Below are 25,666 nucleotides of genomic sequence, written 5' to 3'. Positions count from 1 at the left end.
CCGGAATCTATCTAACGAGGTCTGTCTGGCCCCGTTAGCTGAGAGGAGTCAGCCAGCGGGGTGGGCAGCAGTAGTTCACCCAGCTCGCTAGCTCGGCGAGCAATAACCTTTTGCTTGAATACTTCAAGAATTTCGACCAGTACTTCATCAAGATCCGTTTGTCCTCGAGGCAGAATTTCATCGAAGCTACGATCAGCAATACGGCTGGCCAACGCCTTAAAGTCTCTTGACTGCAGACCAACAACCGCCTCACGGATCAGGCGATTGACGATATCGGCAAGCGTATTGTCGAGAGACTTGGCGAGGCGATCGCCCATGGGAAGTCGCTTCAGGGATTTGATGTCCTCGTTTTCGGCTACTGCCGAGCTGATCAATTCGCTGACATAGCGATGCAGCGTAGCCTGGTTATGAGCATAGCTTTCATTGATCATGCGTTGTAACCGCGAGGCGGCCGCATCTATCAGCTGCTGTTTGCGTGGTCGAATGACATCGTCGATAACGCGGCTGGAAAAGTCGTCCTGCGTACGAAGCTCTTCCTGTATCTCGCCGAAGATTTTAATCATGACGCGATCGGAGATTTCCTCCATCAAGAGCTGATAGTAGTGATTAAGAAACTCGTAGAGGCGCCAATGACGAATGTCGATGAGGCCCAGCCGTTGCAGACGAATAAGCAGGGAGGCGACGCGCAAGGCTCTCAGGAGGCGGAAGCCACTCAGCGGAATGCAACCTAGAACGTCATACCAGTGAATAAAAGGGTAGTACCACCACTTGCCATGACACCGCTCTGCAATGGCAATCGCCCAGCTCAGCAGTACATCCAGAATGAAAAAAGCAACAAAGCAGAGATCGATTGTCTGGAAGTGTGCATGCACATAATGCGCATACCAGCCATGTGCAGTGGGGCTGGCCAGCTCAACCAGACGATTCAACGGGCCAATTGAATAAAGGCTATCAAACAGAATCAACGCCAGATTGGCGCATACCAATACGAGAATGAATCCATCCCAGGCGGCATGGAGTCCTTCGCGGCGACGTGTCGGTGGAATGGCGGTGGGATCAGCCATCATGATGTCCCGCTTTCTGAGCCGGCTTCCACAAGTGCTCGGCAATACCCTGACGCCTACCAATGATACGTGCGACAACAAACAGCAAGTCCGAAAGGCGGTTGAGATAAGCCATCCCTACACCTTCGAGCGGCTCGCTTAGGTTTAACGTCTGGCAACGCCGCTCGGCACGTCGAGCGATGCTGCGTGCGGTATGAGCCAACGCAACGGCGCGTGAACCGCCGGGCAGGATGAAGTTCTCCAGGGGCCCCAGCTCTTCATTCCAGGTATCGATCGCCTGCTCCAGTCGTTCGATCTCATCGTAGTCCAGCGCGCGATAATCTGGCATGGCCAACTCACCACCCAGATCGAACAGGCGATGCTGGCAGGGCGTCAGGACGTCAATGACGGAGGCAAGCTCGGGGATGTGAGCCTGCTGATCCTCCAGCTCTGCAAGCAGAACGCCTAGCATGCTATTGAGTTCGTCCACATCACCAATGGCCTCGATACGAGGATGATCCTTGCGGACGCGGCTGCCGTCTGCCAGACCTGTTTCGCCTGTGTCACCGGTTCGGGTGTAGATTTTTGACAGGCGATAGCCCATGTACAAGCTCCTTGGTATCAGTTGTTGCCTGCCTCCGGCTGATTGAGCGGCAAGCGCAGGGTAAAGCAGGTGCCTTCACCAGGTCTGGAATGGACCTCCATTTGACCCTTGTGGTTGTTGGTAATGATGAAATAAGACACGGACAAACCCAGTCCGGTCCCTTGTCCCACTTCCTTGGTGGTAAAGAAGGGTTCGAAGATCCGTTTGCAAATTGATTCCGGAATCCCGATCCCATTGTCCTCAACCTGAATTTCTGCCCAATCGCCTCGGCGGTATGTACGCAGCACCACACGGCCCGTTTCGCCTTCTTCTTCATCATCCCGTTGATGAATGGCCTGGGCCGCGTTCTTCAACAGATTGAGGAGAACCTGCTCAAGTTCATTGGCAATAACCGGTACGGGCCCCAGATCCGGATCAAATTCACATTGGATATTGAGTGCGCGGAAGTCGAAACCTTCTGCCAGGTCAAAATCATTGCCAGCAATTTCGATGGCCTGGTCGATCAGGGAGGGCAGGTCGCAGGCGACCATCTTGCGGTTGCTTCGACGACTGAAAGCCAGCATGTGACTGACGATTTTGGCGGCACGGCTTCCAGCCTGATGAATCCCATCAAGAAGGCGGGGGATTTCCCGTCCCTCCAGGTAGCAGTTCACATCCTCCAGTCCCACGCCGCACTCTGCTGCCTGATCGATATTCTTGGGAAGCTCTGGCGAAAGTCGGCGGCGGATATTCTGGACGTTATGCAGGATGGCACCGAGCGGATTATTAATTTCATGCGCCATGCCCGCAGCCAAGCCACCGACCGAGAGCATTTTTTCGGACTGCACCATCAGCTCTTCCATGTTCAGGCGCTGGGTGATGTCATCGATTCGGATGACGACTCCGCGTCCGGCACCGCCCATGAGTGGATAAAAGGTCAGCGTGTAATGTCGGGGAGCGTCAATCAGCGCCCAGGTGACACGCTCTACTTTTTCCACACGCATATGTTCGGCCGCGCGACTTAGCTGGGGAAGAAACGGTTTGATTGAGGGGAAGGCCAGAAAAATAGGTTGATTCAACGCCTCATCCAGATTGGTGCCTGAGAGGTTGGTTGCCTCCTGGTTCCACTGCGTCACATAGAACTGCTCATCGACAGCAATCAGTGCCGATGGCATCGAGTCGATGATGCTGTTGAGGTAATTTTGAAAGCCAGTGAGCTTTTTCTCGATCTTGCCCCGTACCTGAACTTCCAGTTCGAGCTTTCGGTTCGAGCGCCGTGTTTCTTCGGCCAAGGTTTGAGCCTGAAGCACTGCGGACTGGGCGTCATCACGGGCGCGTTTGAGCTGTTGCTCTCGGCCCTCGATGCGGGTCAGCATTGTATTGAAAGCATCTGCCAGCCGACCTATTTCGTCGTCACTACCCTTGCCAGCGCGCAGCGAGTAGTTTTCCTCGCGGGTAACCTGGCGAGACAGCTCTTCCAGCTGAAGGATCGGCCGGGTGATCAACAGACGAATCTGTCTGGCCACAACAAACCAGAGCAGGAGACTGAACACCAGAATGGCGATACTGGCGGTCAGCGTTCCGGTATAGAAGGCTCCGGGTAACTCGCTGCTGGCGACCAGCAGCAAATGGCCGGAGCGGCCATCTTCTTGAGGAAGCTCGATCAGCACATTCGTACGAAACTCACGCAAGCGCCAGTTTTCAAGGCTTGTGTAATGCGTAGGCAGCTTTAGCAACGTGCCATTTTGTATTTCGGCAAGTAGATGCCCGTCCTGGTTGTAAATGGCGGCCAGGCGGAGCGGGCTGTAATTGTCGAGTCGATGCAGAAGCGCTTCAGCCCGCTCCTTGGAGCTCAGCGCCTCCTGGCTCAGCGTGGGGATTGCCAGCAGCCTGCCAACCGTTTGCAACGCCTGGGGCGTCATGTTTTCCTGGGAAATCCAGTAGGCTGCAGAGATGAAGGTAATGTTAGCTACCAGCAACACAGCGCTTAACAGTACAAGAAGCGCAGCCAACAACTTCTGGCCAACCGGAAGATTTCTGAGTCGCTCGCGCAGAATCATGGCTTACATCGCTGCAATAGGATCGGAAAGGGTAGCCTGCGCTTAGTCTACCGGCAATCCATGGGTCTCCAGATGATCGATCAAGTGGCGATGGAGTTGCTCAAGGGCGCCCAGCTTGAGTCCATGGCGCTGGGCCTCTTGCAGTGCATGGCCAAGCAAAAAACTGATTTCCGTACGACGCCCATGAGCAACGTCCTGAAGCATCGATGAGGTGTTGTCGGCAGTCGCATCAATTACAGCCAGCACCGCTTCCTGAAGGCCAGGGGCAAGGTTTCCGTGCCCGACTGCCTCTAATAACGCGCCCAGCTCAAGGGTGAGGGCTTTGATCTCGCTAGCGTAGGCGTTGAGCTCACCATTACGGCATTTATGGAGCACCGTTAAAGGGTTGATGGCACAGTTGATGGCAAGTTTGCGCCAGAGTTGCCCCATGATTTCTATTGACCACTGGACCGGTATGCCCGCCTCGTTGAGCTCATCCAGCCACTCCGGTACATGATCGGGATGAGCCGGATCACCCAGCCAAGTGTGGCCTTTCCCAGCCTGGACGATGCTGAAATCGGACTCACGGAAGGCGCCTTCCGTGCTGCTTGCAAGTATGCAGCGAGCCCGCGGTATACGCTCGACTACGCGTTCCTGGCTGCCAATGCCGTTCTGCAGCAGAACCACTTCAGCGCCAGGAATGAGGCGGGATGCCACGGCTGCGACGGCGTCCTCCGCATCGTAAGCCTTGCAGGCCACCAGCAGGCGTCGGATGGGGGAGGTCTCTTGAGGTGTTTCGGCAGGTAATGGGTAAAGGCTGTCCTGCTCACCCTCACGTAAGGAGAGTCCACCGGCTGCCCGGTATTGGGCCAGGCGCAAGCGGTCTTTGAAGATCAGGCGTACCGGGATGCCTGCGCGAAACAAGCGCGCTGCCCATAACCCTCCCAGACTTCCAGCTCCCAGAATGTGCCAGCTCATGACGTTATACCTCGTTAGCAAAAATAGAAGGAACCCATGTTTCACGTCCGGGCAGGATGGAATTCCGGGTAATCGACCACAGTCGTTATAATGGCTGCCCCTTTTTGATCGTCAAGCCAGTCGCATCAAGTCAAGCGCCTGGCCTACATGGAGATATGACATGCCTTCTTTTGATGTAGTGTCCGAACTGGATAAACATGAAGTGACCAATGCGGTTGAAAATGCCATGAAGGAACTGGACCGCCGCTATGACCTACGCGGAAAGGGCTCCTTTGAATTCAAAGAGCTTACCGTCACGCTAACGGCGGAAGCGGATTTTCAACTTGAGCAGATGTTGGAGATCCTGAAAATGAATTTAGCCAAGCGCAAGATCGATGTGCAGTGTCTGGAAGTTAAGGATGCCTATGCCTCTGGCAAAAGTGTCAAGCAGGAAGTTGTACTGCGTGAAGGCATCGATAAGGAGCTTGCCAAAAAAATCGTTGCCACCATCAAGGACAGCAAGATCAAGGTTCAGGCCGCAATCCAGGGCGAGCAGGTCCGCGTGACTGGCAAGAAGCGCGATGAGCTTCAGGAAACCATTGCCATGTTGCGCGGCCAAGAATTGGGCATGCCGCTCCAGTTCAACAACTTCCGTGATTGATTCCAGCTTCTTTATGTAGTTTGTCTCAACGGAATCTTCGAAGTACCGGTACGTCGTACATGGCGTGACTAACGGCTATTGGCCGGTCATTTCCATTGATTTAAGGAGAATCCCACGATGGATTTCAGTGCGCAGTTTGATCGTCTACTCAGAGCTTCCGAAGCATGGTTGCCGATCCTGCTGCAGTATACTGGGCAGTTGCTGCTGGCCTTGCTGACCTTGGCCATTGGCTGGTGGGTTATCAACAAGATCACCGACAACATGGCCCGCCTTCTGAAGGCGCGCCGTGTTGACGCCGAACTGCTTGGCTTCGTTGGCAGCCTGGCCAATATCGTACTCAAGGTGCTGCTTGCTGTCAGCGTAGCCTCCATGATCGGTATTGCTACTACCTCATTCGTCGCTGTGATTGGTGCAGCAGGATTGGCTGTGGGGCTGGCCTTGCAGGGTAGCCTTGCGAATTTTGCCGGCGGCGTCTTGATTCTCATGTTCCGGCCTTACCGCGTCGGTGAATTCATCGAGGCGCAGGGCGTTATGGGTACTGTCGAATCGGTCCAGATCTTCCATACGATTCTGCTGACAGGCGACAACAAGACTGTAACCATCCCCAACGGCACACTATCCAACGGGATCATTACCAACTATTCGCGCCAGCCCAAGCGTAAAGTCATTTTCAACGTGGGTGTCGACTACGAAGCCAACTTGCAGAAGGGGCGGGAAATGCTGCTCAAGCTGGCCGAGGACGCTCGTGTCCATCAGGACCCTGCCCCTGAGGTCGTTGTCTCTGAGTTGGGTGATAGCGCCATTACCTTGTCGCTACGTTTTTGGACCAACAGCGGCGATTACTGGCCACTTATGTTCATGCTCAACGAGCGTGCTCGCGATCAGCTGGCTGAGGTCGGAATTGGCATTCCGTTCCCACAGCGAGTGGTCCATATGGTGTCGGAAAAGCCTGCCACCACCTGATAACAAAAAGCCCGCTTCTACGCGGGCTTTTTGTTATCCATTACGGCGTCGTGGGCTCCCCGGTGGGTTGTTGGCTCGATGTCTTGCGCTGCTGCAACCAGAGCACAACGATCAGCACAAGGGTGGGAATTCCTAATAGGGTTGTAATCATGAAAAAGGATACATACCCGACATGCTCAACCACGCTGCCCGAGTATCCACCCAGCAAGCGAGGCAGCAGCAACATCAACGAGCTAAGCAGCGCATATTGGGTGGCTGAAAAGCGTAGGTTCGTAAGGCTGGACAGGTAAGCGATAAAGGCCGAGGAGGCGAGGCCTGCACTGAAGTTATCGCAGCAGATGGCAACAACCAGAAGCATGGTATTGGCACCTGTTGTGGCAATCAGCGCAAAAAGCAGGTTAGTCAATGCAGAGGCCAGTCCGCCGAGAAAGAGGATCGGTAGAATGCTGATTCGAGCCGTCAGGACGCCTCCTGCTGCTGCGCCCAATAACGTCATCACCACGCCAAATACCTTGCTGACCATGGCAATCGTTTCCTTGCTATAGCCAACATCGATATAGAACACACCCGCCATGACGCCCATGACGGTATCGGACAGGCGATAGGTCGAGATCAACCCCAGCAGCATGAGCGCTTGCCAGCGATAGCGTTGGATGAATTCGCTGACCGGTGTCAGAACCGGGCCCATGAGCTTGCGGCCTGAGCTGGACAGGCACAGGGAGGCAATCAGCAGATACATAAGTCCACGGGGCCAGTAGCCACCAAAGAACGCCTGGCAGCCACCGGTTACAGCAATACACAGTACGATCAGCACGATGACCGAGACCGCCTGATGAGCAAAGTCAAAGCGGGGAACTTCGTTTTCGTTACTCGCACTCAGATGCAGGTCCATAGGCTGCCGAATCTTTTCCAGCAAATCCTTGATGGGCTCATAGATACGGCGTCCCCAAGGGGACACGCAGCCAATGATGAACAAAGCGTACAACATTGCACGAGGCCAGGCGAAATCGATGATGGCGTTGATCATAGCGGGAATCGAAATCAGCATGACCAAGACCAGGGCAACCGACAGCAGTTGATGGTTGAAGCCAAAGCGTGAATCGGCCAGGCCCATGGGAGCCGCCAGTAAAGGTTCACGAATCAGAAGGCTGGTCAGCAGACCCGGCAGTACCAGCAATGCAAAAAGCATATAAGTCGTCGCCCAGGCGGACTGGCTGTAATTCATCAGGCTGGACCCAAGCATTTCGGCCAGGAATAGTGCACCTGCACTCGCCAGAAGAGAGGCGATTCGGTAGCCGGTCATATAACAGGCAGCCAGAGCCGCCTGCCGGGAATCCTCTGCTATCTCCAGCCGGTAGGCATCTACTGCGATGTCCTGCGTGGCTGATGCAAAGGCCACCACAACGGCCAGGGCAATCATGGCACTCAAATGATATTGCGGGTTACACAACGCCATGCCCAGCAAACCCAGACCTATTAGGATCTGCGATAAGACCAGCCAGGAGCGTCGACGACCCAGACTGCCAATGACCGGCAGGCGCCACTGATCGAGCATGGGCGACCATACCCATTTGAAGGCGTAGGCAAGACCGATCCAGCTGGCATACCCGATGGTTTCACGCGAGACGCCAGCCTCCCTCAACCAGACGGACAGGGTCGAGAAAACCAGCATCGTCGGAAGGCCTGCGGCAAACCCCATCAGCAGCAAGGCCAGACAGGCAGGGGACTTGTACGTGGCGAGGGCTTCTCGCCAGAAGTTTCTGATCATGCGAACCGGTATTTACAAAAACACACACTCTACTCGCAAGCCTGAAGTGGATTCCACCTGTGCCGACGCATGTCCACCCGATCATTGTGAAAAATGATGCCTTCAGCCCGTAATCGCTGTCGTTGCTCGATACCCGAAAGGGAATCGGACGGTAAGCTGATTCGACCATCTGCCCCGATCACTCGATGCCAGGGAAGGGTGGTCCCTTCCGGCAGACGGGAAAGTGTCCGTCCCACCCATCGAGCCGCACGGCCCAAGCCAGCCAGTTCAGCTAACTGACCGTAGCTGACGACCTTTCCAGGCGGTATTTCTGCCATGACGCCGAAAAGCGCTGCCTGGCGAGTCTCGGGTGTGTCTGAATGTTGGAAAAGGGAGTGAGGCATAGGACTGAACTCGACGTATTTCAAAAAACAAGCAAAGAAATGCTGGGCCAGTGGAATTTGCTAATGAAAATCAGTCATATGCGCTTGGCGTGAAAAGGTTGCTCAACCTCACCCGCGATTATTTCTGCTTTCTTAACAAGGGCCGGACAAACATAACCGGTTCATATCTCTACAACGGCGTCTTTTATGTTGTCACGAACTCTCTTTTGCCTTGCCGCTTTTTCAGCCCTTTCCAGTACCGCTTTTGCGGACACGGTATGGCTGAAAAATGGTGACCGCTTGACCGGGACGATCAAGCTTTTAGACAGCAAGAAGCTATTGTTGCAGACCGATTACGGTGGCTCCATTCCCTTATCCTGGGACAAGGTGGCTACGCTGCAGCGCGATCAGCCCGTGCTGGTGCAGCGTGGTGAATACGAGGAGGATGTCGAGGTCAAGAGCCTCAAGCCTGCCGGCCAGGGTCAGGTCATTGTCGAAACGGCAGAGCAGGGCGCGCAGACCGTACCGCTGGCGAGCATCAGCCAGATTGTGCCACCAAAGCCGCTCCTGCATGACTTTACCTGGAAGGGCAACATCGATGCGGCATTGAATTACAAGCGTGCCGACAAGGATACAGACGACTACGACATCGACTTCAAGACTCAGGCTCGGCACGGCATGTGGCGTCATAATGCCCAGGGCAGTTACGACCGTGAAAAGAAGGACGGAGCGGTATCCACGGATAACTGGTCGCTTCAGTACGCGCTGGATCGTTTCTTCAATGAAAAGTTTTTCTGGCAGGGGCGGCTGTCTTACGACAGGGACAAAGTCGAAGACATCGCTCGCCAGCGTCACGTTGGTACAGGCCCGGGCTATCAGCTCTGGGATAACGAGCTGGGATCCTTCTCCCTGACAGCGCTGCTGGATCGCGCCGACTATCAATACCGCGATGGTGACAAGGACAGCTTCTACTCGGTATCCATGAAGTGGGACTACAACCGTTACGTATACGGACAGACGGTTCAGCTATTCACTACTGGTGAAGTAGGACGCCCGCTGGACAATACCGCAGACTTCAGCCTGGATACGGATTTAGGGCTGCGCTACAAGGTCACCAACTGGGCGTCTCTTAACCTGAAGGCGTCAAAGCAGCTGGTTAGCGGGGCCAAGGGAAGTCTCAACGAAACCCAATACAGCGCAGGGATCGGCGTAACGTGGTAACTGCTTGTGCTAGGGCGCCCCTGTGGCGCCTTAGCCAGCCAGTAGTCAGCTGACTCCTCATCAATCCATACCTTGTAACACTCCTTTCTATTGCGCAGAAGCCCGTGTCGCCTGGCCTTGAGTGTCTATTGATAGCGTGATTCCACACGCAAGGGTTGAATTAATCCCTGGTCAACGCCACCTTGGAGTTTTGGTAGGTTCGGCCTTGGAGGCCCCAAAGGACACTGCGATGCGCAAATTCCTGTTTCTGTTTTTACTGTTTCCCCTGTTGGAACTGGCAGTCATGATCAAGATTGGCAGTTCCATTGGAGTCGGTTGGACGTTGATCCTGCTGGTCCTGAGCACTCTCATTGGTATTGGCATGCTTCGGGTGGCCGGCTTCACGACGCTTTGGCGGGCTCGTATACGTATTGCCATGGGTGAAGTGCCTGAGAAAGAGATCATGCAGGGACTGACGATGGCCGTCAGCGGCTCCTTGTTTGTCCTGCCCGGCTTTATCAGTGATGTGCTGGCGCTGCTGGTGCTGTTACCCATTACACGCAAGTTGCTGATAGGGTCTGTAATGGCGCGGATCAATGTGCGCGGAGGCGGGCAGACTTATCAGCACAGACCGGGTGATTTTCATCAGAATCATCAGCGCCCCGAGGCCCCTCGCGTGATCGAAGGTGAGTACGAGCGGCGAGATGATAAGAAGCCGTTTAATCACTGAATTAGAAAAATTTTTTTGCTCTGCCCCTTGAAATGATTTTCTACAACCTCATGTAGCGGACACCGTAAGGTTCTTGCCATTGGCAGGCTGAATTCGCACCTTGCATTGCAGGGTGCACCCGGCGAAGCCGGTTAAAACAAAACAGCCGGTGGTCTTCACCGGTAATTGGAAACGCTTACATATTAGGAGATACGACTATGAAGCTTCGTCCTCTGCATGATCGCGTCGTGATCCGTCGCAGCGAAGAAGAAACCAAGACTGCTGGCGGCATCGTGCTGCCGGGCTCGGCTGCCGAAAAGCCGAATCGTGGTGAAGTCGTTGCGGTAGGAACCGGTCGCGTTCTGGATAACGGCGAAGTTCGCGCTCCAGCTGTAAAGGTTGGCGACAAAGTAGTATTTGGTCCCTATTCCGGCAGCAACGCCATCAAGGTTGATGGTGAAGAACTGCTGATCATGGCTGAGTCCGAGATCCTGGCTGTACTGGAAGGCTGATTGCCGATCCCTGTTTCCACCGAATTCGTTTAGAGGAAAAAGAACATGGCTGCTAAAGAAGTCAAATTCGGCGACTCCGCCCGCAAGAAAATGCTGGTCGGCGTAAACGTTCTGGCTGACGCTGTAAAGGCAACACTGGGCCCGAAAGGTCGTAACGTTGTTCTGGACAAGAGCTTTGGCGCTCCGACCATCACCAAAGATGGCGTTTCCGTTGCCAAAGAAATCGAGCTGAAAGACAAGTTCGAAAACATGGGTGCTCAGCTGGTCAAGGACGTTGCGTCCAAGGCTAACGATGCAGCTGGTGACGGTACTACCACTGCTACCGTTCTGGCTCAGTCCATCGTGAACGAAGGCCTGAAGGCTGTTGCTGCCGGCATGAACCCAATGGATCTGAAGCGCGGCATCGACAAGGCAACCATCGCCATCGTTGCTCAGCTGAAAGAACTGTCCAAGCCTTGCGCCGATTTCCGTGCCATCGCTCAGGTAGGTACCATTTCCGCCAACTCCGACGAATCCATTGGCAGCATCATTGCTGAAGCCATGGAAAAAGTAGGCAAGGAAGGCGTGATCACTGTTGAAGAAGGTTCCGGCCTGGAAAACGAACTGTCTGTCGTAGAAGGCATGCAGTTTGACCGTGGCTACCTGTCTCCTTACTTCATCAACAAGCCGGACACCATGTCCGCCGAGCTGGACAACCCGCTGCTGCTGTTGGTTGACAAGAAGATCTCCAACATTCGCGAAATGCTGCCGGTGCTGGAATCCGTTGCCAAGGCTGGCCGTCCGCTGCTGATCGTTGCTGAAGACGTTGAAGGCGAAGCGCTGGCTACTCTGGTCGTCAACAACATGCGTGGCATCGTCAAGGTTGCTGCTGTCAAGGCGCCTGGCTTCGGTGATCGCCGCAAAGCCATGCTGCAGGATATTGCCATCCTGACTGGCGGCACTGTGATCTCTGAAGAAGTAGGCCTGAGCCTGGAAAGCACCACTCTGGAGCACCTGGGTCAAGCCAAGCGCGTTGTTATCAACAAGGAAAACACCACTGTTATCGACGGTGCTGGCGTTCAGGTTGATATCGAAGCTCGCGTCAAGCAGATCCGTGCTCAGATCGAAGAGACTTCTTCCGATTACGACCGTGAAAAACTGCAAGAGCGTCTGGCCAAGCTGGCTGGCGGTGTTGCCGTGATCAAGGTAGGTGCGGCAACTGAAGTTGAAATGAAAGAGAAGAAGGCGCGCGTTGAAGACGCCCTGCACGCAACTCGTGCAGCCGTTGAAGAAGGCGTGGTGCCTGGCGGTGGCGTAGCCCTGGTTCGTTCCCTGCAGGCCATCGAAGGTCTGAAAGGCGACAACGAAGATCAGAACGTAGGTATCGCTCTGCTGCGTCGTGCTGTTGAAGCACCTCTGCGCCAGATCGTTGCCAACGCGGGTGGCGAGCCAAGCGTCGTGGTTGACAAGGTCAAGGCCGGTGAAGGCAACTACGGCTTCAACGCTGCGACCGGCGAATACGGCGACATGATCGAGATGGGTATTCTTGACCCCGCTAAAGTGACTCGTAGCGCCCTGCAGGCTGCTGCCTCTATTGGCGGCCTGATGGTAACTACCGAAGCCATGGTTGCTGATATCCCAGAAGACAAGGCTGCTCCGGCAATGCCTGACATGGGCGGCATGGGCGGTATGGGCGGCATGATGTAAGCCACCCAGCTACCTAGCTGAAAAAGCCCGGCCTAATGGTCGGGCTTTTTTATGGGCAATACTTAAAGCGCAGACGGGGCGGGAGCAGTCTTTTCTGGTGAAGTGGTCGGGCGGTAAAGCATTAATCGGTAAAAAGCCAGACACACCAACCAATCAAAAAGTGCCGTCCATATGTTATGGGAAAGAAAGTGAGCCCCTTGCATCATCCTTCCGATGGAAAAGATGCAGCCCAGCGCGAAGGCCGCAGCTAATGCGCCGCGTGCCAGCCGTGCACGGCGATCGCGCAAAAAGAAATAGAATGCAAACAAGGTAAAACCACTGGAAGCATGGCCGCCGGGCCAGCACAGATTGTTCTTGTTGGTCGCAGGGCGCTCTGACAATAACGGGGAGTAAACCTGGTCACCGCCATATTGAACCAGACTCCAGGGGCAGGGGACGTCGGTCAGCTTTTTCAGTGGCATGACAAGCGCTGTACACGTACCCATTGCAAGCACCAAGTATCCCAACGACTTGCGCCAGGGTTTCAGAGGTGTCCAGAAAAAGCTCAGGATCGAGCCTGCAATGGCAATAATACCGATCAGGATAACCAGCTGTTTGGCCCGATCATGCAGAACATCCTCAAGAAAGGCACTGTGTCGCCCAATAAACCCTGTGCCTGGATTATAGAATGCATCGGCCAGTGCAAAGTCGAGGCGTGTGGGCTCAACACTCAATAAAAGAATCATTACTGCCAAAGGCAGACCCAGAGCCCAGAAAAAGTTGAGCGGGCGAGAGTAAGCAGAAGCGTTCATGGGTATCCTAGAAGGAGAGAGGCAATTGTTTACAGGGAAGGCAGTTTCTATCTGAGCAGATGAAACAGGGCGCTCCTGTACAGTGCGCTGTGCCTTGTCATGCCCAGGTGAATGGGTAGTGAAAAAAATGTTAAACAGGCCTGCTGCGACCGCGCGAGGCTATGAGGTGAGTTCATGCGTATTCTGGTGGTTGAAGATAACCGCGATATCTTGAGTAATCTGATGGATTACTTGAGTCTCAAGGGATATACAGTCGACTGTGCCCAGGATGGGCTCTCAGGCCTGCACCTGGCGGCAACCGAGCATTATGATCTGTTGATTCTCGATATCATGTTGCCGGGAATCGATGGGTACACGTTATGCCAGCGCTTGCGTGAGGATGCCCGGCGCGATACTCCGGTTATCATGCTAACGGCGCGAGATCAGTTGGATGACCGTCTCAAGGGGTTTCGCTCTGGCGCAGACGATTACCTGATCAAGCCTTTCGCCTTGTCGGAGTTGGCTGCTCGGATCGAAGCGGTGATGCGCAGGACGCGTGGAGGAGGCAGGCGGCAGCTCCAGGTGGCTGATCTTGTTTATGATCTCGACACGCTGGAAGTTAGCCGTGGGGGTAAATCGCTCAAGCTAAATCCCATCGGTCTCAAGCTGCTTGCGGCGCTCATGCAAAAAAGTCCGCATGTGATTCGGCGAGAAGTCCTGGAAGAGACGCTTTGGGGAGATGACTGCCCTGACAGCGATAGTCTGCGCAGTCATATTCACCAGCTCCGCCAAGTTATAGACAAACCCTTTGAAACGTCCTTGCTCCATACGGTACATGGTGTGGGCTACCGCCTGACGAATGATAGCAATGGAGTATAAGCAGAGCCTTTTACGCCGGATCATCATTGCATTTGTGCTGATGACCGTAGTGGTGGGTGGCCTGTTCTCCTTTGGTATTGTCGAGGTCGTACACCTGGTTGAAGAACAGCTGATCTCCGAAGACATGAGCAACGAGCTGAATCGCATGTTGCGACGAGACATGCGAAACGGTGGTCAGCCGGTACTGGATCCAGGCATGAAGCTCTACTACGCGCCGGAAAATGAGCCACAGTCATTGCCGCCGGATTTGGTGGGGCTCAAGCAGGGCTTCAGTGAGGTTAAGGAGGGCGGTCGGTACTACTATGCCTGGGTTCGGTTCCAGGATGGGCGGCACTACATCCTTTTGCAGGATCAAAGTGATTTTGAGCGACGGGAAAAGGCTCTTTACCGGGTCGTGCTCAAGGGGTTTTTGCTCAGTGTGGCGTTGTCAGGCCTTCTCGGCTGGTTGCTGGCACGCCGAGTCATTGCTCCGGTCAGTCGTCTGGCTCGTCAGGTTCGGCATCGTGACCAGATGCTGCTGATGGCTCCCCCGTTGGCTCCGGATTATGCCAATGATGAAGTAGGGGAATTGGCAGCGGCGTTTGACGATGCATTAGGTCAGTTGCGTGATGCGCTTACCCGAGAGCAGTTGTTCACCAGTGATGTGAGCCATGAGTTGCGAACACCACTGATGGTAATTGCCACATCATGTGAGTTGCTGGCCGAGGATCCAGGTCTTGGTCCTAGAGGTAAGGCGCAGCTACAGCGAATGGTGAGCGCTACTGAGGAAATGCGGGATCTGGTGCAAACCTTTCTCCAGTTGGCCAGGGCACAGCGCGACGGGGCGGTCATTGCGCCTCGCAGTTCGCTCAGAACGATTGCCGATGAGCTGGTGCTGCAGTGGCAGGGAGCAATCGAGGCCAAGGGGCTAACCTTGAGGTATGAACCTAGGGGTTATGAACATCAGCAGACCTACAACGCCCCATTCCTGCGGTCTGTCATGAGTAATCTGCTGCGTAACGCACTTCATTACACGGATGCGGGTGAAATTCGCCTGACGTTGGAGGAGGCTGCTTTTACGGTGGAAGACACGGGCAGCGGCATTCCTGAAGCTCAACATGATGAGGTCTTCAAGCCCTTTGTACGAGGTAGTGCAAGACGTGGCGAGGGGTTAGGGCTTGGCCTCTCACTGGTCCATCGTATCTGCCAGTTGCAGGGATGGAAGGTTGCATTGACTAATCGTCAGCCAAACGGCTGCTGTTTCCGGGTTGAGTTGGCATTGCTTGAAAGCGGCAAAAACGATTGACGTAATTTTCACATGACCTTGACCCTGATTTAACGGTGCGCTCCATAAGGTGGCTTCATCTGACTTATGGAGTGCCGCCATGAAATCCACGATTGAGCTTCCCTTCTCCGAGAAATATGACCGCGCGCATGCCGAGCAGTACTTCAAGAAACACCAGGATGGCATGGCTCGCCGCTTGTCTCATTGGCGAGATGAGCAACTTGCCCGCCGCGCCCTGAGGTTGGCGGGACAGCCCAATTTAGTCCTGGATCTACCATGCGGCGCCGGTCGTTTCTGGCCGCTACTCGCGGAAAAACAGAATCGGGTCATTATTGGTGCTGATAACTCAGCGGATATGCTGGCCGTGGCATGTGCCTCCCAGCCCAAAGAGATAGTCCAGCGTGTGCGTACCTTGCAAACATCCGCTTTTGCTATCGATCTTCCTGATAACGCAGTAGACAGTATTTTCTGCATGCGCCTAGTGCATCACATTGCTGATGGTGCAGACCGTTTGGAAATGTTCAAGGAATTCAATCGTGTAACACGCGATACAGTCATTCTGTCATTATGGGTGGACGGTAATTTCAAGGCATGGCGCCGCAAGCAGCTAGAAGCCAGGCGGCAGCTCCGCAACAAAAGTACGGGTTATCAAAATCGCATTGTTCTAAATGCCGAGCAGGTCGAGCACGAATTCGTACAGGCTGGTTTCAAAGTCGAAAAGCATCTTGATTTCTTGCCGCATTACTCGATGTGGCGTGTTTATATTCTAAGAAAGGTCTGATTATGTCCGATATGTCTTTCCCACTGGGTACAACGTCGTCCAAGGGTACAGAGCGTTCCTTTGAAAACTGGTGGGGCATGTCGGGGGAGTGGGTCGAGGCGCCTAACGAGCGGCGGGGTGGAGAAAGCGGCGTCCAACGCATCCAGATCAATGACGGTACCATTGCCTATGTCAAGCGTCAGGTAGGGCATATCTATCGAAGTCTGCGTCATCCGTTTGGGCGGCCAACGGCCCTGCGTGAGCGAGATGCCTTGACTTCTATCGCTGCGCTGGGCGTGGGCGTACCGGAGCTCTTGTTTTGCGAGGCTCGACGGGATGAGCAAGGCTGGCGTGCGCTGCTGGTAAGTGCCGAACTCGATGGGTATATCTCGCTGGAAGATTGGTACGCCAGCGGTGCCCAGACGCGGTATGACCAGGCGACCCGCGATATATTCCTGAAACAACTCGGCGCTATGCTGGCTCGGCTGCATAAGGCGCGCTGGCAGCATGGTTGCCTGTATGACAAGCATGTGTTCTTGCGCGTCCGTGAAACACTAGGCGAGGTTGAGTTCGATGTTGCATTACTGGATCTCGAAAAATGCCGCCGTCGTTTCTCAGCGCGTCGTGCCGCTCGGCGGGATCTTCTGCAACTTAAGCGCCATTCGTCGCTCAGTCATGCGGACTGGCGGACCTTGGTCTACGGTTACCAAGCAGTATTTGGCAGGGTCATCAAAGGGTTGCAGCCATGAACTTAACAATCACAAGAACTTTGCTTTTAGTGGGTGCCCTCGGCGTTACAACAGTGGCGTTTTCGGCTTGGCACGAGCCGGGTGCAACGGTAGTCCAAGGGCATGAAGGAATCTCCTATTGCCAGACTCCGGCCAACGCACGAATGGTTAAAGCGGTTCCGTCCGATGAAAACCTCATGCTGTTCTTGTATGGGATGACCCAGCGCGCGGCAGGCGCTCATTGATATTTAACGCTGCGAAGTACGGGAAAAGGGTTTTTATTCATTCAGAGCTCGGGCATGCTGTGGATGTTTGATTTGATTACCTCGAGCGAAACCTATGGCTGATGGTATTTTTTCCCGGTGCAGCGTTCAAAGCCTTCTGGATACGGACTTTTATAAGCTCACTATGATGCAGGCTGTCCTGCATAACTATCCCAATGCGGAAGTCGAGTGGGCATTTAAATGCCGAAACAATGAAGATCTTCGACCCTACGAGGCCGAGATTCGCGCCGAGATCGAACGGCTTGCCGATATCAGTATCAGTGATGAGCAGTTGGCGTTCCTCGAGCGTATCCCTTTCATCAAGCCCGACTTTATCCGCTTTCTTCGCCTGTTCCGCTTCAATCCGCGCTATGTGCATATTGGTGTTGAGAACGGTGCGTTCAGCCTGCGCCTGCGAGGCCCGTGGCTGCATCTGATCCTTTTTGAAGTGCCGATCCTTGCGTTGATAAGCGAGGTGCGCAACCGCAATCGCTACCCTGAGCAGACCTTGGAGCAAGCCCGTGAGCAGCTCTATCGTAAATTTGAGTGGCTGAAGCAGGAAGCCAGTCCGGCCGAGTTGGCCGATTTCAAAATGGCGGACTTCGGGACGCGCAGACGCTTCTCGTTTCCGGTTCAGGAGATGGTGGTCAAGGCGCTGCGAGATGATTTTCCCGGGCGTTTCGTAGGGACCAGCAACGTGCATCTGGCCCTTAGCCTGGGCGTAACCCCCCTGGGTACCATGGCGCATGAGTGGTTCATGGCACACCAGCAACTAGGGCCAAGACTGATCGACAGTCAGATCGCTGCACTGGACTGCTGGGTGCGTGAATATCGTGGGCTTTTGGGTATTGCCCTGACCGACACTGTGACCATGGATGCCTTCCTTCGCGATTTCGATCTGTATTTTGCGAAGCTGTTCGACGGCCTGCGCCACGACTCTGGTGATCCACTGACATGGGCCGAAAAAGCGATCAGGCATTACGAAAGCCTGGGCATCGACCCGATGAACAAGACCTTAGTGTTCTCCGACTCGTTAAACTTGGAAAAGGCGCTGAATCTTTACCGTGCCTTGAAGGGCCGAATCAAGGTGAGCTTTGGTATAGGCACCAACTTCACGTGTGATTTGCCGGGCGTTGCGCCAATGAATATTGTGCTCAAAATGACATCCTGCAATGGTCAGCCCGTCGCCAAGATCTCTGATGTGCCTGGCAAAACCCAAAGTGAAGATCAGGATTTTGTTTATTACCTGAAGCACGTTTTTCGGGTTGCTTCCTGAGTGAAAGGCTTGATGGGTACGCAGTACCCATCAATGCAACAGCAAATGGTTATCCCACAGGCCGGAAGGCAGTTCGAGTGGCTTCATCACGATCTGTGTCTGTCTGCAGTCATAATGGCGGCAGCGGCCCTGACCTGAAGTCACGACAAACCCGCTTGCCGCTGCGCCTACGCCTGCACAATCTGGTAGAGGTGCGTCCAGCCGCAGCATGCCACTGTCCAGCTCCCAGATAAAAAAACGATTGCCTCGAGGGGCTGTCAGGGCAACCAGTCTCAATTCGTCATGTACCGCTACGCTTGCCGTGTATTGGACCATGGATTGACGCTGCGTCTCTGCCACCGGAAAGGCTTTGAAGGCTTCTCCGGGACGCTTGATTCCGAGCATGGCGGCTGCGTCGGTGGCTGCGCCCATATATTGCTGACAGGCCAGAATGGTGCCGTCCTTTGCAATGGCCAAGTGGCGAACGCTGTTCATCTGCAGGTCCAACGTCTCCTTGGAAAGGAGCTCACCTGAGCGGCTCATCAAGACCAGGCTGGGTTCCATGGCATCCAGGTTCATTTCTACCCGGCTTTCAGCCTCGGTGCGAATTCCCCCGTTGGCAACAACAAACGTCTCTCCATCCGGCATCCAGGCTACTTCATGGGGGCCCAGACCATGGGTGCTTAGCTCATGGGAGCGAATCAGGGCTCCATCACTGAAGCGATAGGCACTTAGCAGGCCACGGCCAGGGTCCGTCGTGTCGTTCTCGGTAGCGTAGAACCACGTGCCTTCTGCGTGGAAAACCCCGTGCCCATAGAAATGACGATTTGCAGGCGAGTCGAGCGTCTGGACAAGTTTTCCATCGCGCAGGTCGATTACATAGCTCTGCGTACCTGGGCGGCGAGCCACGAAGACAGCAAAGGGCTCGCTGGGGTGCGTGACGATGGCATGGCATCGTTGCGTAACCTCGGTAACGAAAACAGGCTTGCCGTTGAGGCGATAGCCCACGGCAAAGTGGCGGCCATCTACATCGTCCCGGGCAGAAAGCAGCAAGGGTTCCTGGGACCCTGACGTAAACGTCCAGCGACCCAGGCGTTGCAGGTTATGGAACAGACTACTCAACAGAGTGGACATGACGGATACCCAATGTCGTTACTCAATCACCGTCGTTGGCGTTGAACCCTAACTGGATGCCAAGGGCCTTGGCCAGCTCGCCTTCATGTAGACGATGTACGGTATTGAGGCTGTCATAAAAGGCGTTCAGTTTGGCGACGCCCGCCTCGTTACTAAGCCAGGACTTCAGCGGCTGTTGTTGCAGCTCTGCCAGCTGTTTGCTGCTCTCGGCATAAGCGGTATCGATTTTATCAGCCAAGGGTTTTTGTTCCTTGGGCAACAAGGCACGTAGCCCTTTACCGTCTACGCCATTCCACAGCGCCTGGGCGCCAGCAAGGCTCGCGGCAATACTGAGAAGCGACGATTCGCTACGCCAGGCTTCAGCCTGGTATGGCTGTGGAATACCTTTGCTTTGTCTACCCAGCGGAACGCCCAGCTTTTTCTTCAGGCTGTCTAGCGCTGTGACCTGTACCCGCAAAAGGTCGGCAATAGCTTCCTGAGCATCGGCATAGCGTTGATTCGGAAACTTGGAGAGCTGCGCCAGCATGCCATCCGTTTCCTTCCAGCGGGTAAGGATACGCTGTGCCAGCTCCTGCTGGTGCTCGGCAATGGCTGTCAGAAGCGGACAGTAGCGTGCCCTCTGTTCTGCATTAGCCAGTTCGATATTGCTGTCGAACAGAATGTATTCATACGCCGTCAGTCCCTGGACGACAACGCTGGCTTTGTCCAAGGTGGCCTTATCAACCTGAGGATTACTCTTGAGCAGCTGTTCCACCTGGCGGGCGACCAGGTTTTTCTTGTCGGGGTAGAACTGCACTTGCCAAGCCGTATTATTTTCGGCCAGCGGGCCGATCAACAATGGTTGCAGTTCGGCCCAGGCCTTTTGTGCGTTGAAAAAGGCTTCACGAGCCTTGCCAAGCTCTTCCTTGCCGGAGCAGAAGGCTACAGCGCTGCTCGCCAATGCCCGATCGGTCTCCACCCAGCGAGCGTATGCTGGTAGCAGGACCTGCTCGGCCAGGGCGGCGCTGGTCTGGGCCTGTTGATTCTGTGGCGAGCAGGCACCGAGTGCCAGGGCAAGCCCGGTTAGCAAAAGCCGAGGGCGGAACATGCAACGCTCCTTATAGCGAATTCAGAAACTCAAGCAGGGCAGCACGCTCTTCGGCGTTGAGCCCCAATACGTTTTGCTTGGCCGCCTCGGCTTCTCCGCCATGCCAGAGAATGGCTTCAAGCAGGTTGCGAGCACGACCATCATGTAAAAATTGCGTATGACCACTGACTTTTTGTGTCAGGCCTATTCCCCACAAGGGGGGAGTACGCCACTCACGACCACTGGCCAGAAATTCGGAGCGATTGTCGGCGAGTCCTTCGCCCATGTCATGCAATAAAAGATCGCTGTAGGGGTGAATGGTCTGATTGGCCAGTTCAGGGACCGCAGCGTTGGCAGCCGTCTGGAAGGTGGATATGTGACAGGCAGGACATCCCGATGCGTAAAACAGGGTCTTGCCTTGCAGCACGGAAGGCTTGTCGACTCCGCGTCTGACGGGAACCGCAAGGTTGCGCGTATAAAAGAGCACCATGCGGCGAATATTGTCGCTGACTTCCGGATCTCCCCCATTGGGTGCCTGCTTGCAGGCTGTCTGAGCCTCTGTGCAATCGTCATTGGGGACCAGGCTGGTCGTCAGACCCATATCGCCGGAAAACGCCGTGGCGTTCTGTTGGTCAAGTGTGGGCTGGCCTGCCTTCCAGCCGAAGCGGCCCAGCATGGTCTTCTGTTCAGCAAAGCTCCAGACCCAGTTGGCACGCCCGGAGATACCATCCCTGTTGTCATCATTGGGGTCAGCATTCTTGAGGATGTCACTTTCCGATATGGCTTCCAGAAGACCCAAACCAATCATGGGTGGCGCTACACGTGCGGAGAACTGGGCTTGTGGATGAAACGGACCGTACCCGAGACGTTCTATGCGCAGCGTAGGCTTTCGCAGGGTGATGACGGTGCCATCCTTGAATGTGACCGGTACGTCCGCGTAATCGAACCTGACCTTGCCCTCTGGCGGAACGCCAGGAATGGCATTGTCCTGTAGCTGTCCGCCATAGGTGGGTTCGGGTACAACGCCCAGTCTTTTCAGGGTCTCTTGGTCCTGCGGTCCGCCGGGTATGGATAGTCTGACCAACATGGTGAAGGCATTGGTTGCGTGTGGCCCCGGCGGATGACCGCGACCGTCGCTCAGGTGGCAGCTCTGACAGGCGTTGATATTGAACAACGGCCCCAGACCATCTCGTGCTGTTGTGGAGGAGGGCGCGATGACCCACGGATTGCGAAAAAAACTGTTACCTACGCTGAAATCCAGACGCTGAGCGGGCGTTAGGTTGTTAGAGGGAAACGAGAAGGCATTGGCGCTCTGGTCATTGACGCTGGTTGTACCCGCCGACAAGGCCTCGCCCGGTTCTGCGTGGGTAAAGTGCGGTGAGTCATCACAGGCACTGAGAAGCGAGACGAGAAGCGCCAGGGGGGGCAAACGAAGGGAAGCTAGTGTCATCAGAGCCAAACGGTACCGTTAAATGATCGACCTGAACGTATCGAAGCCACGGCAGGTAGGGCCTGCCGTGGCTTCGTAAAAACGCCGTGCCCTTGGGGCGGATCAGAATTCGTGATCGGCGTTATCGGGCTTCAGATCTTGGATGCCCAGCTTGGCCGCGGCCTGTTCGATGGCGCCGGTCTGCTTGACCAGGGCCTGAATGGCGTCACGGATCTTTTGCTGGTCGGCGGTGTTATCTGGAGCGATCATCTGGTCGTAATGAACACCGTCCTTCTCGGCACGATCAACAATGGCCTGCATCTTGGCCTGGGTATCGTCGAGATCAGCCTTGAGCGTGGCATCGGCTTGCGGGTCAGCCTTGGCAACCAGTTCGGAAAGGCTTGGGCCTTTCACCTCTGTACCGTCGATACGCTTGTACTGGCCCAGATAAACATTGCGAATGCCCAGTGCATCGTAATAAAGGGTGTGATGGGTATCGTCGCTGAAGCAGTCATGCTCGTCTTCAGTCGAGTTGGCTTCCAGAGATACCTTCATACGCTCGCCGGCCAGTTCTCCCAGCGACAGACTGCCCATGCCGAACAGCATCTTGCGAATACCGGAGTCTGCACTTTCCTGCTCCAGCGTCGCGCGGTAGTTATCAGGTACGCCCGGTTTCCACTGGCCAGCCATGTACTCAAGGTCGCTAACCAGGAGATCAGTTACCGCTTTCAGGTACGCGCGACGGCGATCGCAGTGACCACCCGTGCAGCCATCCCCTGCAAGATAATCCGTTGCGGGGCGGTTGCCTGCACCGGGGCCTGTCCCGTTAAGGTCCTGACCCCACAGCAGAAATTCGATTGCATGGTAACCCGTCGCTACGTTGGCTTCCGAGCCGGCCAGCTCATTCAGACTGGCCAGCTTTTCACCAGTAATGTCCTTGACGTCAACCTTGTCTTCACCAATCTGAATCTCTTCGTTGGCAATGATGTTGGCAGTAGCAGCCGGGTTACCGGTCGCATGTTGATAATCGGATGCAACATAGTCGATCAGGCCTTCATCTAGAGGCCATGCGTTGAGCTGACCTTCCCAGTCATCCACAACAGGGTTGCCAAAGCGGAAGGCTTCTGACTGGGAATAGGGCGTGCGCGCTGCCATCCAGGCCTCTCGAGCCGCCTTTAGTGTGGCGTCGGAAGGGGAGGCCAGGAAGGCATCGACGGCTTTCTGCAGATTCTGACCCGCTGTAAAGGCGTCGCTGAACACAGCCTCGGCAATGTCAGCGTAATTCTTGATCACGGCCTTGGCCGCGGCTTCATCCGGTTTCGCCGCCTGTGACGTTGTCGCTGAGGTGGCTGCAGGGGCTGCTGCTTGATTGGCGGGTGCCTGTTCTTTCTTGTCGTCACCACAGCCTGCCAGGGAAATGGCGATAGCGAGGAGGCTTACGCTCGCCCAATGCATACGGGTCATTCCGGAATCCTTTTCTAAAATAGGGTGCTCATTACATGAGCCTGGAGAAAAGCCGGATAATAATGCGAAAGATTTTCATTTTTGAAAACCCTTTTCGCCAGGGGTCAGTGCTTTACTGGCATAACCCGTGAAATAGGCAGGCCTTGAGTACGCGCCTCGATAAACGCGGGGATCTGATCGGCGGGAATTGGCCTGCTGTAGAAGTAACCCTGACCCTCGTCACAGCCTTGCTCCACAATGTAGGCCTCCTGCAGGTCGGTTTCCACACCTTCGGCGATAAGCTCTTTGTTGAGGCTTTTGCCCAGTTGGATGATGGCGCGTACTAGGGGAGCGTCGTCTTTTTCGTCGCTCAGATCCTGCACGAAACTCTTGTCGATCTTGATTTTGTCCAGAGGCAGTCGCTTCAGATAAGCCAGAGAGCTATAACCGGTGCCGAAATCATCCAGTGCTATCAGCGCGCCGACTTCTCTGAGACGACGCAGCGTTTGCACGGCAGTGTCCACATCTTCCATCAGTGCCGTTTCAGTAACCTCAAGCTCCAGCCGCTTGGGCGGAATCCCGTGGCGTAACAGGAGCGATTGTATAAACGCAGGCAGATTTTCCTGTTGTAGCTGCACAGCTGACAGGTTGATGGCCATGCGTAGGGAGGTGTAACCGCTTGCGTACCAGGTATGCAGTTGACTGCAGGCCTGCTCAAGCACCCATTCTCCGAGAGCTACGATGCTGCCAGTGCGCTCGGCCAGGGGAATGAATACATCGGGTGGAATGAATCCGTGGGCAGGATGATTCCAGCGCAATAGGGCTTCCACTCCACTGATCCGTTGGCTCGCATAGTCAATCTGAGGTTGGTAGACCAGATAAAGCTCCTGGCGTCTCAGGGCTTCACGAAGGTCCTTTGCCAACCCGCGCCTGAAGCGGATGTCCTGATCCACACTGGCCACGTAGAACTTGTAGCCGCTATGACCCTGGGTTTTTACCAGGGCCATCGTCTGCTCGGCACGCTGCATCAACTGGTCGGCGGTCTGGCCATCCTCCGGATATAGCGTGATGCCGATCGAAGCGCTCAGGTGGGCTTGATACTGTTCGACACTGAATGGCGAATCGAGTGCATCCAGAGCAGCATGGGCCAGTTCAGCGGCTTCGTCGGGTTGCCTGATCAGTTTGATGAGCGCAAAGCGATCCCCTCCCAGCCGCCCAAAACCGTCTACTCCCGGGCAGCCCGCCCGCAGCCGGGTTACCAGTTTGAGCAGAAGCCTGTCGCCTACCTGATAACCGTATTGCTCGTTAATGCTTTTGAAATCATCAAGGCCCAGGCACAGCACGGCTACGCTCAGGTTTTGTCGATCCGCCTCGGAAAGGGTCCACTCAAGCTGACCATGAAAGGCTTGTCGATTGGAAAGGCCGGTCAGCAGGTCATGCTGACTGATCCGTTGAAGGTTGCTGATGGCCTCTTCACGAAGCGCTGTGTTTTGCTCGATCGAGGCAAGTAGCTGGTTGGCAGTGTTTATCCAGCGGCCCAGTTCGTTCTGCTCATGTCCTTTGAGGAGGGGGAGAGGTTTGTGGCCTGGCAGACCGGGTTTGATCGCCGCCAGATGGTTGAGCAGTCGGGAAAGGGGGCGCGTCAGAACCCAGTGATAGACCAGATAAAGCGCCAGCACCAGAATCAGGACGCGAACCAGTAACGAGACGAGAATAAAGGCTGAGTTCTTTAAAAATTTCTGCCCGTAAGGGGCTGTGTCCACAGCGATGCGCAAGTCGCCATAATACTCTTCAACCGGTGGCTCGCCTGTAAGACGGATGCTGAAGCGCTGCTCTTTGTCAAAGAGCCTATCAGTAAGCAGGCGTGTCGAGCCGCTGAGCAGTGGGCGAGCGTGCTCTGATAAGGGCTGCTCGCCGGGAGTGCCAATGTAAGCCTCACGAATGGAGGGATGCTTGAACAAGCCACGGGTAACATGCTCGGCCATGGTGTCATCCAGGCGATACATGGCCTGGGTGGCAGGGTCCCTGAACATGGACAGCGTCTGGCGTGCGTCCGTCTGAATCTGATCACGTACCTGTCTGGCCTCATAGGCAATCTGTACGATGCCTAACAGCAGTCCGACGAGCAAGGCCGTTGGTAATGCTACAAGCAGCAGCTTCAACGACAGGCTATGCCGAATGCTCAGTTTCAC

The 25,666-nt window shown here is 55.1% G+C and carries 23 protein-coding genes; 11 read left to right on the top strand and 12 right to left on the bottom strand.

What is annotated here, in order from left to right:
• Nucleotides 1-11 precede the first annotated feature (11 nt).
• The 4 genes from PLU01S_RS07680 to PLU01S_RS07665 are packed head-to-tail and all read right to left on the bottom strand — an operon-like array spanning nucleotide 12 to nucleotide 4,643.
• Nucleotides 12-1,067 (bottom strand): hypothetical protein, encoded by a 1,056-nt coding sequence (locus PLU01S_RS07680; RefSeq protein ID WP_083397866.1) that lies wholly within the window; start codon nucleotides 1,065-1,067, stop codon nucleotides 12-14.
• Nucleotides 1,057-1,647, bottom strand: coding sequence for a cob(I)yrinic acid a,c-diamide adenosyltransferase (locus PLU01S_RS07675; protein WP_074824782.1), 591 nt, complete (start codon nucleotides 1,645-1,647; stop codon nucleotides 1,057-1,059). Before PLU01S_RS07675 ends, PLU01S_RS07680 begins: the two co-directional genes overlap by 11 nt.
• Before the next feature lie 17 nt (nucleotides 1,648-1,664).
• On the bottom strand, nucleotides 1,665-3,686 hold the full coding sequence (locus PLU01S_RS07670) for a sensor histidine kinase (RefSeq protein ID WP_019366764.1): 2,022 nt from the start codon (nucleotides 3,684-3,686) through the stop codon (nucleotides 1,665-1,667).
• Nucleotides 3,687-3,728: 42 nt separating this feature from the next.
• The gene (locus PLU01S_RS07665; RefSeq protein WP_074824778.1) at nucleotides 3,729-4,643 is read right to left on the bottom strand and encodes a putative 2-dehydropantoate 2-reductase; all 915 of its coding nucleotides are present in this window, start codon (nucleotides 4,641-4,643) and stop codon (nucleotides 3,729-3,731) included.
• Nucleotides 4,644-4,803: 160 nt separating this feature from the next.
• Between PLU01S_RS07665 and PLU01S_RS07660 the strand changes: the two genes are divergently transcribed.
• The gene (locus PLU01S_RS07660; RefSeq protein ID WP_010795300.1) at nucleotides 4,804-5,283 is read left to right on the top strand and encodes a YajQ family cyclic di-GMP-binding protein; all 480 of its coding nucleotides are present in this window, start codon (nucleotides 4,804-4,806) and stop codon (nucleotides 5,281-5,283) included.
• Between the two features lie 117 nt (nucleotides 5,284-5,400).
• The gene (locus PLU01S_RS07655; protein WP_074824775.1) at nucleotides 5,401-6,246 is read left to right on the top strand and encodes a mechanosensitive ion channel family protein; all 846 of its coding nucleotides are present in this window, start codon (nucleotides 5,401-5,403) and stop codon (nucleotides 6,244-6,246) included.
• Between the two features lie 40 nt (nucleotides 6,247-6,286).
• On the opposite strand, the gene PLU01S_RS07650 is transcribed toward PLU01S_RS07655, so the two are convergent.
• Together PLU01S_RS07650 and PLU01S_RS07645 are read right to left on the bottom strand one after the other, a co-directional pair.
• Nucleotides 6,287-8,014, bottom strand: a complete 1,728-nt coding sequence (locus PLU01S_RS07650) for an AmpG family muropeptide MFS transporter (protein WP_074824772.1) — start codon at nucleotides 8,012-8,014, stop codon at nucleotides 6,287-6,289.
• A gap of 29 nt (nucleotides 8,015-8,043) precedes the next feature.
• Nucleotides 8,044-8,397, bottom strand: a complete 354-nt coding sequence (locus PLU01S_RS07645) for an MGMT family protein (protein WP_074824768.1) — start codon at nucleotides 8,395-8,397, stop codon at nucleotides 8,044-8,046.
• Between the two features lie 186 nt (nucleotides 8,398-8,583).
• Between PLU01S_RS07645 and PLU01S_RS07640 the strand changes: the two genes are divergently transcribed.
• From PLU01S_RS07640 to groL, 4 genes are all read left to right on the top strand, one after another.
• Entirely contained in the window at nucleotides 8,584-9,597 is a 1,014-nt protein-coding gene (locus PLU01S_RS07640; RefSeq protein WP_074824765.1) for a DUF481 domain-containing protein, read from the top strand.
• 229 nt (nucleotides 9,598-9,826) lie between these two features.
• Nucleotides 9,827-10,306: an FxsA family protein gene (locus PLU01S_RS07635; RefSeq protein WP_010795295.1), complete on the top strand. Its 480-nt coding sequence runs from the start codon at nucleotides 9,827-9,829 to the stop codon at nucleotides 10,304-10,306.
• Nucleotides 10,307-10,503: 197 nt separating this feature from the next.
• Nucleotides 10,504-10,797 carry a co-chaperone GroES gene (locus tag PLU01S_RS07630; protein WP_010795294.1) on the top strand — a complete coding sequence of 98 codons (294 nt, stop codon included), beginning with the start codon at nucleotides 10,504-10,506 and terminating at the stop codon, nucleotides 10,795-10,797.
• Nucleotides 10,798-10,842: 45 nt separating this feature from the next.
• Nucleotides 10,843-12,483 (top strand): chaperonin GroEL, encoded by a 1,641-nt coding sequence (gene groL / locus PLU01S_RS07625; RefSeq protein ID WP_010795293.1) that lies wholly within the window; start codon nucleotides 10,843-10,845, stop codon nucleotides 12,481-12,483.
• Nucleotides 12,484-12,545: 62 nt separating this feature from the next.
• Here the strand turns inward: groL and PLU01S_RS07620 are convergent, their stop codons facing one another.
• Nucleotides 12,546-13,274: a phosphatase PAP2 family protein gene (locus PLU01S_RS07620; RefSeq protein WP_074824762.1), complete on the bottom strand. Its 729-nt coding sequence runs from the start codon at nucleotides 13,272-13,274 to the stop codon at nucleotides 12,546-12,548.
• A 174-nt stretch (nucleotides 13,275-13,448) separates the two neighbouring features.
• Here PLU01S_RS07620 and PLU01S_RS07615 point away from each other — a divergent pair, with 174 nt between their 5' ends.
• The 5 genes from PLU01S_RS07615 (at nucleotide 13,449) to pncB (ending at nucleotide 18,423) form a co-directional block, all read left to right on the top strand.
• Entirely contained in the window at nucleotides 13,449-14,132 is a 684-nt protein-coding gene (locus PLU01S_RS07615) for a response regulator transcription factor (protein WP_010795291.1), read from the top strand.
• Nucleotides 14,122-15,417 carry a sensor histidine kinase gene (locus PLU01S_RS07610; RefSeq protein WP_074824759.1) on the top strand — a complete coding sequence of 432 codons (1,296 nt, stop codon included), beginning with the start codon at nucleotides 14,122-14,124 and terminating at the stop codon, nucleotides 15,415-15,417. Before PLU01S_RS07615 ends, PLU01S_RS07610 begins: the two co-directional genes overlap by 11 nt.
• A 79-nt stretch (nucleotides 15,418-15,496) precedes the next feature.
• On the top strand, nucleotides 15,497-16,177 hold the full coding sequence (locus PLU01S_RS07605) for a class I SAM-dependent methyltransferase (RefSeq protein WP_074824755.1): 681 nt from the start codon (nucleotides 15,497-15,499) through the stop codon (nucleotides 16,175-16,177).
• 2 nt (nucleotides 16,178-16,179) lie between these two features.
• On the top strand, nucleotides 16,180-16,905 hold the full coding sequence (locus PLU01S_RS07600; protein ID WP_083397865.1) for a lipopolysaccharide kinase InaA family protein: 726 nt from the start codon (nucleotides 16,180-16,182) through the stop codon (nucleotides 16,903-16,905).
• A 318-nt stretch (nucleotides 16,906-17,223) separates the two neighbouring features.
• Nucleotides 17,224-18,423: a nicotinate phosphoribosyltransferase gene (pncB, locus tag PLU01S_RS07590; protein WP_010795286.1), complete on the top strand. Its 1,200-nt coding sequence runs from the start codon at nucleotides 17,224-17,226 to the stop codon at nucleotides 18,421-18,423.
• A gap of 30 nt (nucleotides 18,424-18,453) precedes the next feature.
• Here the strand turns inward: pncB and PLU01S_RS07585 are convergent, their stop codons facing one another.
• The 5 genes from PLU01S_RS07585 to PLU01S_RS07565 all read right to left on the bottom strand — a co-directional run bounded on the left by PLU01S_RS07585 (nucleotide 18,454) and on the right by PLU01S_RS07565 (nucleotide 25,666).
• Nucleotides 18,454-19,536, bottom strand: a complete 1,083-nt coding sequence (locus PLU01S_RS07585; protein WP_074824752.1) for a DUF1513 domain-containing protein — start codon at nucleotides 19,534-19,536, stop codon at nucleotides 18,454-18,456.
• Between the two features lie 22 nt (nucleotides 19,537-19,558).
• Nucleotides 19,559-20,623, bottom strand: coding sequence for an imelysin family protein (locus PLU01S_RS07580; RefSeq protein ID WP_010795284.1), 1,065 nt, complete (start codon nucleotides 20,621-20,623; stop codon nucleotides 19,559-19,561).
• A gap of 10 nt (nucleotides 20,624-20,633) precedes the next feature.
• Entirely contained in the window at nucleotides 20,634-22,052 is a 1,419-nt protein-coding gene (locus PLU01S_RS07575; RefSeq protein WP_074824749.1) for a di-heme oxidoreductase family protein, read from the bottom strand.
• 102 nt (nucleotides 22,053-22,154) lie between these two features.
• Entirely contained in the window at nucleotides 22,155-23,495 is a 1,341-nt protein-coding gene (locus PLU01S_RS07570; protein ID WP_074824748.1) for an imelysin family protein, read from the bottom strand.
• A gap of 104 nt (nucleotides 23,496-23,599) precedes the next feature.
• Entirely contained in the window at nucleotides 23,600-25,666 is a 2,067-nt protein-coding gene (locus PLU01S_RS07565) for a putative bifunctional diguanylate cyclase/phosphodiesterase (RefSeq protein WP_074824746.1), read from the bottom strand.

It is taken from the genome of Pseudomonas luteola NBRC 103146 (assembly GCF_002091675.1).
Classification (GTDB): Bacteria; Pseudomonadota; Gammaproteobacteria; order Pseudomonadales; family Pseudomonadaceae; genus Chryseomonas; species Chryseomonas luteola.
Note: the sequence above shows the minus strand (reverse complement) of the source record. Positions and strands in the feature narration are given on the sequence as shown.

Excerpts from the sequence above, each read along its gene's own strand:
- PLU01S_RS07620 (WP_074824762.1), bottom strand. The coding sequence starts at position 13,274 with ATGAACGCTTCTGCTTACTCTCGCCCGCTCAACTTTTTCTGGGCTCTG.
- PLU01S_RS07580 (WP_010795284.1), bottom strand. The coding sequence starts at position 20,623 with ATGTTCCGCCCTCGGCTTTTGCTAACCGGGCTTGCCCTGGCACTCGGT.
- PLU01S_RS07615 (WP_010795291.1), top strand. The coding sequence starts at position 13,449 with ATGCGTATTCTGGTGGTTGAAGATAACCGCGATATCTTGAGTAATCTG.
- PLU01S_RS07605 (WP_074824755.1), top strand. The coding sequence starts at position 15,497 with ATGAAATCCACGATTGAGCTTCCCTTCTCCGAGAAATATGACCGCGCG.
- PLU01S_RS07650 (WP_074824772.1), bottom strand. The coding sequence starts at position 8,014 with ATGATCAGAAACTTCTGGCGAGAAGCCCTCGCCACGTACAAGTCCCCT.
- PLU01S_RS07645 (WP_074824768.1), bottom strand. The coding sequence starts at position 8,397 with ATGCCTCACTCCCTTTTCCAACATTCAGACACACCCGAGACTCGCCAG.
- PLU01S_RS07670 (WP_019366764.1), bottom strand. The coding sequence starts at position 3,686 with ATGATTCTGCGCGAGCGACTCAGAAATCTTCCGGTTGGCCAGAAGTTG.
- PLU01S_RS07585 (WP_074824752.1), bottom strand. The coding sequence starts at position 19,536 with ATGTCCACTCTGTTGAGTAGTCTGTTCCATAACCTGCAACGCCTGGGT.
- PLU01S_RS07610 (WP_074824759.1), top strand. The coding sequence starts at position 14,122 with ATGGAGTATAAGCAGAGCCTTTTACGCCGGATCATCATTGCATTTGTG.
- PLU01S_RS07575 (WP_074824749.1), bottom strand. The coding sequence starts at position 22,052 with ATGACACTAGCTTCCCTTCGTTTGCCCCCCCTGGCGCTTCTCGTCTCG.
- PLU01S_RS07600 (WP_083397865.1), top strand. The coding sequence starts at position 16,180 with ATGTCCGATATGTCTTTCCCACTGGGTACAACGTCGTCCAAGGGTACA.
- PLU01S_RS07640 (WP_074824765.1), top strand. The coding sequence starts at position 8,584 with ATGTTGTCACGAACTCTCTTTTGCCTTGCCGCTTTTTCAGCCCTTTCC.
- PLU01S_RS07570 (WP_074824748.1), bottom strand. The coding sequence starts at position 23,495 with ATGACCCGTATGCATTGGGCGAGCGTAAGCCTCCTCGCTATCGCCATT.
- PLU01S_RS07660 (WP_010795300.1), top strand. The coding sequence starts at position 4,804 with ATGCCTTCTTTTGATGTAGTGTCCGAACTGGATAAACATGAAGTGACC.
- PLU01S_RS07635 (WP_010795295.1), top strand. The coding sequence starts at position 9,827 with ATGCGCAAATTCCTGTTTCTGTTTTTACTGTTTCCCCTGTTGGAACTG.
- PLU01S_RS07655 (WP_074824775.1), top strand. The coding sequence starts at position 5,401 with ATGGATTTCAGTGCGCAGTTTGATCGTCTACTCAGAGCTTCCGAAGCA.
- groL (WP_010795293.1), top strand. The coding sequence starts at position 10,843 with ATGGCTGCTAAAGAAGTCAAATTCGGCGACTCCGCCCGCAAGAAAATG.
- PLU01S_RS07675 (WP_074824782.1), bottom strand. The coding sequence starts at position 1,647 with ATGGGCTATCGCCTGTCAAAAATCTACACCCGAACCGGTGACACAGGC.
- PLU01S_RS07630 (WP_010795294.1), top strand. The coding sequence starts at position 10,504 with ATGAAGCTTCGTCCTCTGCATGATCGCGTCGTGATCCGTCGCAGCGAA.
- pncB (WP_010795286.1), top strand. The coding sequence starts at position 17,224 with ATGGCTGATGGTATTTTTTCCCGGTGCAGCGTTCAAAGCCTTCTGGAT.
- PLU01S_RS07665 (WP_074824778.1), bottom strand. The coding sequence starts at position 4,643 with ATGAGCTGGCACATTCTGGGAGCTGGAAGTCTGGGAGGGTTATGGGCA.
- PLU01S_RS07680 (WP_083397866.1), bottom strand. The coding sequence starts at position 1,067 with ATGATGGCTGATCCCACCGCCATTCCACCGACACGTCGCCGCGAAGGA.